The organism is Streptomyces lydicus (genome assembly GCF_000717345.1).
Taxonomy (GTDB): Bacteria; Actinomycetota; Actinomycetes; order Streptomycetales; family Streptomycetaceae; genus Streptomyces; species Streptomyces lydicus.
Map to the genome: position 1 here is coordinate 84,995 of NZ_JNZA01000028.1, position 9,438 is coordinate 94,432.

Consider the following 9,438-nt stretch of genomic DNA (forward strand, 5'->3'; position numbering starts at 1 on the left):
TCAGACCTCGTAGGGCTGGACGACGATGAAGTTGCCGGGCGCGCCGCGGAACTGGAGGTTCACGGTCTCGCCGGAGTGGCCCGGATAGGCGTGCCGGCGCAGACTCACCTGACTGGAGATGATCACCTGCGAGGCGGCGGACCAGGCCACGATGGCGTTGGCGTCGGCGAAGGTGGTCGGGGTGACCGGCAGGACGACCGGGGTGCCGTGGGTCTTGACGACGAGGGTGCCGGTTCCCTGGAACTGCATGGTGAACAGGGCGCCACCGGGGATGCCGTGACCCTCGATGCGGCGCACCTCGTGCTGCAGCGACTCGTCGAAGGCGAGCACGGACTCGGCGGACACGCAGATCGCGTCGCCCTGCAGCTCGATGGGGTGGACGTGGGCGCTGTTGTCGGCGAAGAAGACCTGGCCCTGGCCGGTGCAGCGCATCAGCTGCATCTCCTGGCCGGTGGCGTTGCCGACGATCCGGCCGCGGAATCCGGCGCCCTTGTAGCCGAAGTCGACCTTGCCCTGATAGAGGACCATGCTGCCCTGGCGGGCGAGCACCGGCTGGCCGTCGACACCGAGGTCGACCCGGATCAGCTTGCTGTTCTGCGGGGTCCAGCGCTGTCCGGTGGGGGCTTCCTTGTACTTGTCGAGGACGACGCCGAGGCCGGGACCGCCGCCCTGGGGCAGCGTGGGGGCCTGCCCGGGATACGGGGCGCCCGGGGGCTGCTGTGCCGGCTGCCCGTAGGGGGCGGGACCGCCGTAGGGGGCTGCCTGCGGGGCCTGCTGGCCCGGGTAGCCGCCGACGGGCGGGGCGGGCGGGGGCTGCGGCGGCCCGTAGGGGTCCTGGCCGGGCGCCGGCTGCCCGTAGGGGGCCGGCGGCTGCTGGCCGGGCGGCGGCACCGGGCCGGCGGGCGGGACCAGCGGGGCGGCGATGGTGGGGGCGTTGTGGACCTGCGGTGCGGTGGGCTGCGGGGGCGCGGGGGCGGGCTGCGCTGCCGCCGGGGGCGCATGCGGCGTCCCCTGGGGCGGGCCGAAGTCGGGCGCGGGCTGCGGGGCCGCGGGCGCCCCGAAGGACGGTGCGGGGGCGGCGGGCCCGGGGGGCGGCGCGAAGCCGGGCACGCCCTGGGCGGCGGCGGCCGGTTCGGGCTGCGCCTCCGCCTCCTCGGCGACCTCGCCGCCGAAGTTCTTCAGCAGCGCCTCCAGGCCGCCGTCGAATCCCTGGCCGACCGCGGCGAACCGCCAGACGTCCTTGAGGTAGAAGTCGCCGAGCATGACGGCGCGTTCGGTGCTGAACTCGCTGCCGGTGAAGGAGTAGCGGGCGACCTCCTCGCCGCCGGCCACGATCCGGAGGTAGCCGGGGCCGATCTGCGAGACCTGGCCGGTGCCGTCGAGGGCGGCGGTGAAGCTGAGCTTCGTGATGTGCGGCGGAATCTTGTCGAGGGTGACCCGGAAGGATTCGTTGTCGCCGGCCTGCGGGCCGAGCAGCTGGATCGACTCCTCGGGCGAGGCGGGCTGGTTGAAGAAGATGAAGTAGCGGTCGTCGGAGAGCCGTTCCTCGGCGTCCAGGCCGAAGCAGCTGATGTCGAAGCTCAGGCCGGGTCCGGCGATCTGCACGCCGACGTACAGATCCGTCCCCGCCGTCAGATCAGCGATCCTGGCCTTGTGGCCGCGCTGGAATTCCCTGGCCATACGTAACGCCCGTCCCCCGCTCCCGCCGTGATGTGCTCTGCGCGGCCAGGCTAACCGCTGACACCGACAGCAAGCGATGCCGGGGCGCACGGCACCTTCCGGGCGCCGCCGCTATTCGGGGCGGGCCGGGGGCAGATGGGGCAGCCGCTCCGCCGCCACCACCCCTTCGAGGTAGCCGCGGGCGCGTTCCGTCCGCGGATAGGACTCCAGCAGGCGCCAGAACGAGGGGCCGTGCCCGGGGACGAGCAGATGCGCCAGCTCGTGCAGCAGGACGTAGTCGACGACGTACTCCGGCATGCCCTGGAGGCGGTGCGAGAGGCGGATGCTGCCCTCGGCCGGCGTGCACGATCCCCAGCGGGTGTTCTGGTTGGTGACCCAGCGCACCGAAGCGGGCCGGGCCCGGCCGCTCAGGAACTGGTCCGACAGCCGCCCGGCGCGCTCGGCCAGCTCGCCGTCGCCGAGCATCCGCTTGCTCTCCTGGGCGGCGAGCTTGTCCAGCATGACGGTGACCCAGCGCTGCTCCTCGGCCTCCGACATCCGGGCCGGGATGAGCACCACGGTGCGGTCGCCCTCGCGGTAGGCGGAGACCGTTCTGCGGCGCCGCTGGCTGCGCCGCACCTCGACCGCGCTGGTGCCCGATCCGCGGGCCTTGGGGCCGGGCGCGGCCCCGCGCGAGGTGTCGGCGGCGCGGCGCAGGGGTGTCTCCCCGAAGCCGTGAGCGGGAGGGTCGGCGGGCACGCGCCCGACGTTACCCGCTGGCCCTGCGGGAAGTCCCGCCTCGCGGTCGGTTCGCCATCGAACCACTCCATGGCGTGCACCGCTTGTATGACTATTACCGCTCCGGCCTGTGGATAACTTCGGGCGCGGTCCGCCGCGGGGGGCATGCTGAGGGCCGGACGACGAAGGACGGGGGGCGGATGGCATGCATCCGATGCTCAAGCCCGCGCTGCGGCGCGGCTGGCGGGACAGGGAAACGGTGCGGTTCGGCGTGGCGCCGGCGCACGCGATGGTGGTCGGCCCGGTCGACACGGCCACCGGCAGCTTCCTCTCACTGATCGACGGCACCCGCACCATGCCGCAGCTCATCGCGGAGGCGGCGCGGCTGGACCTCCCCGCCGGGCATGCGCGCGGTGTGGTGGACCGGCTCGGCGCGGCCGGGCTGCTGGAAGCACCCACCGCCGGCGGTCCGGCAGCCGACGCCGTCCGGGCGGACCAGCCCGCCGTCGAGCGGCTCCGGCCCGACCTGGCCTCCCTCTCGGTGCAATACCGCGAACCGGCCGGCGCCCTGGAGCGGACCGGGGCCCGCCGGGCGGTCCGCGTGAAGGTCAGGGGCGCGGGACGGGTGGGCGCCGCACTCGCGGCACTGCTCTCGGCCGCCGGCGTCGGGCGGGTGGAGGTGGTCGACGGGGGCAAGGTCGCCCCGGGGGACGTGCTGCCCGGCGGGCTGGGGGCCGAGCGGATCGGTGAGCCGCGCGCCGCGGCCGCCGGGGCGCTGGTCCGCCGCTCCTCCCCCTGGAGCCGCCGGCCGAGGCCGAGGGTCCCGGTCAGCGAATCGGGCGAGCCGGGACTGTCCCTGGTGGTGCTCGCCCCGCGTGACGGGCTCGCCGCGTACGCCCCCGACCCGGTGCTGGCCGAGCCGCTGCTGACCGCCGGGATCCCGCATCTTTACGCGGGAGTGATCGAGGGCACGGGTGTGGTGGGCCCGCTGGTGCTGCCCGGCGGCTCGGCCTGCGCCGGCTGCGACGAACTGCGCCGCACGGACGCGGAGCCGGCCTGGCCGCGGCTGCTGGCGCAGTGGCGTTCGGGACGCGCCGCACCGGCGGTGCCGGCGTGTGACGCCGCGCTGGCCACGGCGGTCGCCGGGCTCGCTGCCGTACAGGCGCTGACGTTCCTCGACGGTGAACTGCCGCCGTCCACCGGGGCGCGGATGGAGCTCGCTCTGCCGTGTGCGACCGTGCGGACGGTGCGGATCGAGCCGCATCCGGAGTGCGCCTGTGGTACTGCCGCTTCACCGAGTACGACAGCGCCTCGGATCCTGGGCCGTGACACGCCACAATGACGGAGTAACCCCGGTAGGGGACAGTGTGAGTTGGAGGGGCGCATGTCTGATCTTCCCCGCAAGGCGGTCACCCGCACCGCCAAGCTGGCCGCGCTGCCACTGGGGTTCGCCGGCCGTGCCACCTGGGGCCTCGGCAAGCGGATCGGCGGCAGATCCGCCGAGATCGTGGGCCGTGAGCTGCAACAGCGCACCGCCGAACAGCTCTTCAAGGTGCTCGGGGAGCTCAAGGGCGGCGCGATGAAGTTCGGGCAGGCACTGTCGGTCTTCGAATCGGCGCTGCCCGAGGAGATCGCCGGGCCCTACCGCGCCGCGCTGACCAAACTTCAGGAGGCGGCGCCGCCGATGCCGACGAGCACGGTGCACGCGGTGCTCGCGGAGCGGCTCGGCGAGGACTGGCGGGAGCTGTTCGAGGAGTTCGAGGACAAGCCGGCCGCGGCGGCGTCGATCGGGCAGGTGCACCGGGCCGTGTGGCACGACGGCCGGGAGGTCGCCGTCAAGGTGCAGTACCCGGGCGCCGGCCAGGCACTACTGTCGGACCTGTCGCAATTGAGCCGGTTCGCCCGGCTGCTGGGGCCGCTGATCCCGGGCATGGACATCAAGCCGCTGATCACCGAGTTGCGCGACCGGGTCTCCGAGGAGCTCGACTACGGCCTGGAGGCCGAGGCCCAGCAGGCGCACGCCGAGGAGTTCGCCGGCGACCCGGACGTCATAGTGCCGGCCGTGGTGCACCAGTGCGAACAGGTCCTGGTGACGGAGTGGCTGGAGGGGGTGCCGCTGTCCGAGGTCATCGCGGACGGCACGGACGAGCAGCGCAACCGGGCCGGGCAGCTGCTGGCGCGGTTCCTGTTCTCCGGCCCGGCCCGCACCGGGCTGCTGCATGCCGACCCGCATCCGGGCAACTTCCGGCTGGTCCCCTCCCCGGACGCGCCCGCCGAGGAATGGCGGCTGGGCGTACTCGACTTCGGCACCGTCGACCGGCTGCCCGACGGGCTGCCCCCGACGATCGGCACTTCACTGCGGATGACGCTGGACGGCGAGGCGGACGCGGTCTACCAGCAGCTGTGCGACGAGGGCTTCGTCAAGGAGTCCATCGACCTGGACCCGGACGCGGTGCTGGACTATCTGCTGCCGATCATCGAGCCCGCGCAGGTGGACGCGTTCACCTTCACCCGCGGCTGGATGCGGCAGCAGGCAACCCGCATCGGCGACCCGCGCTCCCCCGCCTACCAACTGGCCAAGCGGCTCAACCTGCCGCCCGCGTATCTGCTCATCCACCGTGTGACCTTGAGCACCATCGGGGTGCTGTGCCAGCTGGGCGCGACGGTGCGGCTGCGGGACGAGCTGGAGGCGTGGATGCCGGGCTTCGTGCCCGAGGAGGAGCCGGCCGGCGCCGACCTCCCCGACCTCTCCGGCGTCGCCGCGTCCGTCCCGGCGGACCGTGCGGAGACCGGCGTGGACGCCCGGGAGGAGACCGTCGAGGAGTCCACCGCCTGACCTCGTCGCCGGGCGCCGGGTGCGGCGCCCGGCCTCACCACCAGCTGGAATCCAGGCGTCCCTCGATCGCCCGGATGTTCTCCCGCGCGCAGGCGTCACAGAAGTAGCGGCGCTCACCGTTCTCCACGGAGCAGGTCCAGGTCGGCAAGGTGCCCTCAGCCACCGCGCCGCATCCGGCGCACACCGTGCGCCCGTCGGCCAACTCCGCCTGCTCATGCGTCTTCTGGTTCACCGTCCGACGATATCCCCGTCAACCGCACGAAGCCGGATACAACGCACCACGGGGCCCGCCCTGTCGGACGGACCCCGTGAGTGGCGGCGGTGTCAGCGGACCGCCTTACTGCATCACGGCCATGGCCAGCGCACGGCGGGCCCGCAGCGACGCGCGCTCGGCGCGCCGCTGCATCCGCCGCGCGGCGGCGAGCCGGTGCCCCCTGCGTTCGGACTCGGCCTCCCGCAGGCGTTCATGCATATGCGCACGTGCCAGGGCTTCTGGGATGAGTTGCATGGCGTGGTTCCTGTTCTGACGCGACTCGATCGCGTCGGCGTTCGCGGGGGCGGGGGTGTCGGTGAAGGTGGAGTTCATCGTGGGGTCCTGCTTCTTGGGATCCCGTGTGACGGGACGGTCGATCGTTCCTGTGCCGGTGGTGTTCATGCCGCGACCGGGTTCTTACGCGGACGGCCACGCGGGCGCTTCCGCGGCACCACGACGCCCTGGACGAAGAGCTCGCCGCCCCAGACGCCCCACGGCTCACGGCGGTCCTTGGCACCGGCGAGGCATGCCTCACGGACCGGACAGGTCTGGCACAGCGTCTTGGCGTACTCGACGTCGGCCGGGGACTCGGCGAAGAAGACCTCAGGGTCATAGGTGCGGCACGGAACCGCGGCGCCGAGGCGGTCGATCTCGTCGTCGAGCTCGGTGAGGGGCAGCAAGGAGTTCTCCTGGGGGTCGGGCGGAGGGATCAGGTCGGTCGCTACGGACGGGGTGTGCGTCTGCAGTTGCACGGTGTGTGTTCCTCGTCTGTTTCGGCCCGCTGGTGGCGGACGGCTGGGGCAAACAAAAGGGCCGCGGATCCCGGTGTGGGTTCCGCGGCCCTGGAAGGTGCCGACCTGATCTGCCGATCAGGCTGGATCTCTCCAGGGTTCGAGGCCGCGGTAGGCCCACATTGCATGCTGCGTCTGGTACTGCTGCCGGGATTCGGCACCGTTGGCCGCCGCGTAGGCAAAGGCATTCGCCTCAGCCGCCACTGCTACTGCCGCAGGTGCCTCGGTCGGTCGCGCGGTGCGCTCGCTGCGCGTCAGCACGGCGAGGGACTCGGGGCGCGCGACCTCGGTACCGGAGAGGCGGCCGAAGCCGGACAGACCGGTGCCCAGGAGCGAGGAGCCGAGAGTGCAGGTGGCGACGACCGACAGATCGGTCATTTTGTTGGTCTCGTTAATGCTGATCACTGGTCTCGCCTCCTCTCGGCGTCTCGGTGGACCGGGAATCCCGTTCCAGGGTGTTCAAGTACAGCACGGATCCATCGGATCTCGGAAGATTCCGTTGTCTCCGTGCTTCCGAAGGCTATGGGGATGCGCTCCGCGCGCGCAAACTATTTTTCCGACGAGTTTTTCGCGGCGCCCCCGGACTCGTCCCCGGAGGCTTCCATGAGCTCCTCGCCGGCACAGATAGCCAGCACAGCACTGCCGTAGCGGTCGAACTTGCGCCGCCCCACACCTGAGATGACCGCAAGCTCCGCTTCGGTTCCCGGAACGGCCTCCGCGATCGCCATCAATGTCTTGTCGGTGAAGATGCAGTAGGCCGGCTGGCGCAGGCGCGCCGCCTGTCCGGCCCGCCACTCGCACAGCCGCTCGTACAGCGCCTCGTCGAGCTCGGACGGGCAGTCCTCACACCGCATCAGCTTCATCTCGCCCGCGTCCGTCAGCGTGCGGTTGCAGACCCGGCAGCGGGCCGGGCTGCGGTGCCGGGGCCGCCCGGCCGCCGCCGGAGCCCCGCCGCCGCGCTCGACGCCCCCGGAAACCGCGCCCGGCGTACGCCGCCCCGTACCGGTCCCGGAACCCGGCCGCAGGCTCCTGAGAAAGCGGCTGGCGCTGCGCGAGGCCCGTCCGCCGGGAGACCGCGCCAGCGACCACGAGAGCGCCAGATGCTGCCGGGCGCGGGTGACGCCGACATACAGCAGCCGGCGCTCCTCCTCGACCTGCTCGTCGGTCCTCGCGTACGTGATCGGCATCATGCCCTCGGTGAGACCCACCAGGAAGACGGCATCCCACTCCAGGCCCTTGGCGGCGTGCAGGGAGGCGAGGGTCACCCCCTCGACCGTCGGGGCGTGCTGGGCATGGGCACGCTCGTCCAGCTCCGCGACGAGATCGGCGAGGGACGCCGCAGGCCGGGCCCGCGCGAAGTCCTCCGCCAGCCGCACCAGGGCCGCCAGCGACTCCCAGCGGTCCCGCGCCGCCCCCGAACCGGCCGGCGGTTCACCCGTCCAGCCCATGTCGCTGAGCACCGCCCGCACCTCGGACGGCAGGTCCACCGCATCGTCCAGCAGCGTGTCGTTCGCACCGAAGCGCGCCGCGCCACGCAGCTTGATGCCCGCCTCACGCACCTCGGGCCGCTCGAAGAACCGCTCGGCGCCCCGCAGCTGATACGGCACCCCGGCATCGGCCAGTGCCTGCTCGTAGACCTCGGACTGGGCGTTGACGCGGAAGAGCACCGCGATCTCACTGGCCGGCACCCCCGACGCCATCAGGTCGCGGATGCGGCGGGCGGTGCCCTCGGCCTCGGCGGGCTCGTCCGAGTACTCCGTGTACACCGGCTCCGGACCGGCCGGGCGCTGCGAGATCAGCTCCAGGCGGTGCTCCGCGGCGCGCCCCTTGGCCGCCGAGAGCAGCCCGTTGGCGAGGTGCACGACCTGCGGGGTGGAGCGGTAGTCGCGGACGAGCTTGACGACCGTCGCGTTCGGGTGGCGGGTGCGGAAGTTGAGGAGGTGGTCGGGGGTGGCGCCGGTGAAGCTGTAGATCGTCTGGCTGGCGTCGCCCACCACGCACAGGGTGTCGCGGTCGCCGAGCCACAGCTCCAGCAGCCGCTGCTGCAGCGGGCTGACGTCCTGGTACTCGTCGACGACGAAGTGCTGGTACTGGGCGCGGACCTGCTCGGCGATGTCGTGCCGGTCCTGCAGCACGCCGACGGTGAGCAGCAGCACGTCCTCGAAGTCGATCGTGCCGCGGTCGCGCTTGAGCTGTTCGTACGTGCTGTAGATCTGCCCGATCTCCGCCGGGTCACGAGGGGCCTCGCGGGACGCCTTGGAGACGGCCGCCGGATAGTCGGCCGGCACGGTCTGCGTCACCTTGGACCATTCGATCTCGGCGGTGACATCCCGCAGCTCGTTGCGGTCGAGCCGGATCCGGCAGCGGGCGGCGGCCTCGGACACGACCTGGACCTTGCGCTCCAGCAGCCGCGGCACCTCCCCGCCGACGGCCTTGGGCCAGAAGAACTGCAGCTGCCGCAGCGCGGCGGAGTGGAACGTGCGCGCCTGCACCCCGCCGGCACCGAGCTGCCGCAGCCGGCCCCGCATCTCGCCGGCCGCGCGGGCGGTGAAAGTGACAGCGAGCACACTCGCGGGCTGCAGAATGCCCGCCCGGACCCCGTACGCGATCCGGTGCGTGATCGCCCGCGTCTTGCCCGTACCGGCACCGGCCAGCACACACACCGGACCGTGCAGAGCCGTCGCGACCTCCCGCTGCTCGGGGTCGAGCCCGTCGAGCACCCCGTCGGCCGAGTCCGGCACCCGCGGGAAGAGAGAGGAGTCTGTTGCTGCTGTCACCCCGCCATGCTGCCAGGTCCGCGAGGCCGCCCGGGAAGCCTGTCCACAGCCCCGGCACCCCGGTCATACGCATCCCACTCCCTGTGCACGACCGACCGCAGCCGGCGAGGGCGAGTGCTTTGCTGTGTCTGTGGCCACGGCGCGGGAGCGTCGGCCTCGGGGCTGGTGGCGTGGGACTGGGTGCTGTGGGCTGTGGGCTGGGCCGTTGGCTCTCGCCTGGGGCGGGCGGTTGCCCCTCCGGTTGCCCCTCCCCTGGGCCGGGCGGGGAGGGCGGCTGGCGGGGTGAGTCGTGGGGGACGGCGACGACGGGCATGGGACGGCCCGGCGCCGGGAGGGGCGTTGGGCGGGCGCGCGACAGGGTGGCGGTGGGGTCTGTCTCTTATA

The 9,438-nt window shown here is 72.7% G+C and carries 9 protein-coding genes; 2 read left to right on the top strand and 7 right to left on the bottom strand.

Translation table 11 applies throughout. From position 1 onward, the window contains the following. A complete protein-coding gene (locus tag OO62_RS25170; RefSeq protein WP_033269837.1) occupies positions 1–1,680 on the bottom strand; it encodes a TerD family protein in 1,680 nt (559 codons plus the stop codon). Between the two features lie 111 nt (positions 1,681–1,791). Further along, positions 1,792–2,418 carry a M48 metallopeptidase family protein gene (locus tag OO62_RS25175; protein ID WP_099871886.1) on the bottom strand — a complete coding sequence of 209 codons (627 nt, stop codon included), beginning with the start codon at positions 2,416–2,418 and terminating at the stop codon, positions 1,792–1,794. Positions 2,419–2,602: 184 nt separating this feature from the next. On the opposite strand from OO62_RS25175, the gene OO62_RS25180 reads away from it, so the two are divergent. Both OO62_RS25180 and OO62_RS25185 read left to right on the top strand, forming a co-directional pair. Further along, positions 2,603–3,739 (top strand): TOMM precursor leader peptide-binding protein, encoded by a 1,137-nt coding sequence (locus OO62_RS25180; protein ID WP_051733572.1) that lies wholly within the window; start codon positions 2,603–2,605, stop codon positions 3,737–3,739. A gap of 42 nt (positions 3,740–3,781) precedes the next feature. After that, a complete protein-coding gene (locus tag OO62_RS25185; protein WP_033269838.1) occupies positions 3,782–5,233 on the top strand; it encodes an ABC1 kinase family protein in 1,452 nt (483 codons plus the stop codon). Positions 5,234–5,267: 34 nt separating this feature from the next. Here OO62_RS25185 and OO62_RS25190 read toward each other — a convergent pair whose 3' ends face one another. The 5 genes from OO62_RS25190 to OO62_RS25210 all read right to left on the bottom strand — a co-directional run bounded on the left by OO62_RS25190 (position 5,268) and on the right by OO62_RS25210 (position 9,054). Further along, positions 5,268–5,465 (bottom strand): hypothetical protein, encoded by a 198-nt coding sequence (locus OO62_RS25190; RefSeq protein ID WP_033269839.1) that lies wholly within the window; start codon positions 5,463–5,465, stop codon positions 5,268–5,270. Positions 5,466–5,570: 105 nt separating this feature from the next. Beyond that, on the bottom strand, positions 5,571–5,888 hold the full coding sequence (locus tag OO62_RS25195) for a hypothetical protein (RefSeq protein ID WP_033269840.1): 318 nt from the start codon (positions 5,886–5,888) through the stop codon (positions 5,571–5,573). Beyond that, positions 5,885–6,238: a WhiB family transcriptional regulator gene (locus tag OO62_RS25200; protein ID WP_026169602.1), complete on the bottom strand. Its 354-nt coding sequence runs from the start codon at positions 6,236–6,238 to the stop codon at positions 5,885–5,887. The genes OO62_RS25195 and OO62_RS25200 overlap by 4 nt, the downstream gene beginning before the upstream one ends. A 117-nt stretch (positions 6,239–6,355) precedes the next feature. Continuing rightward, positions 6,356–6,682: a hypothetical protein gene (locus tag OO62_RS39700; RefSeq protein WP_033269841.1), complete on the bottom strand. Its 327-nt coding sequence runs from the start codon at positions 6,680–6,682 to the stop codon at positions 6,356–6,358. A gap of 143 nt (positions 6,683–6,825) precedes the next feature. Further along, positions 6,826–9,054, bottom strand: a complete 2,229-nt coding sequence (locus OO62_RS25210; RefSeq protein WP_051733573.1) for an ATP-dependent DNA helicase UvrD2 — start codon at positions 9,052–9,054, stop codon at positions 6,826–6,828. Positions 9,055–9,438: the final 384 nt, after the last annotated feature.

Bases quoted from the DNA above. Each gene is read 5' to 3' on its own strand.
- OO62_RS25185 (WP_033269838.1), top strand. From the start codon at position 3,782: ATGTCTGATCTTCCCCGCAAGGCGGTCACCCGCACCGCCAAGCTGGCC.
- OO62_RS25180 (WP_051733572.1), top strand. From the start codon at position 2,603: ATGCATCCGATGCTCAAGCCCGCGCTGCGGCGCGGCTGGCGGGACAGG.
- OO62_RS25195 (WP_033269840.1), bottom strand. From the start codon at position 5,888: ATGAACACCACCGGCACAGGAACGATCGACCGTCCCGTCACACGGGAT.
- OO62_RS25170 (WP_033269837.1), bottom strand. From the start codon at position 1,680: ATGGCCAGGGAATTCCAGCGCGGCCACAAGGCCAGGATCGCTGATCTG.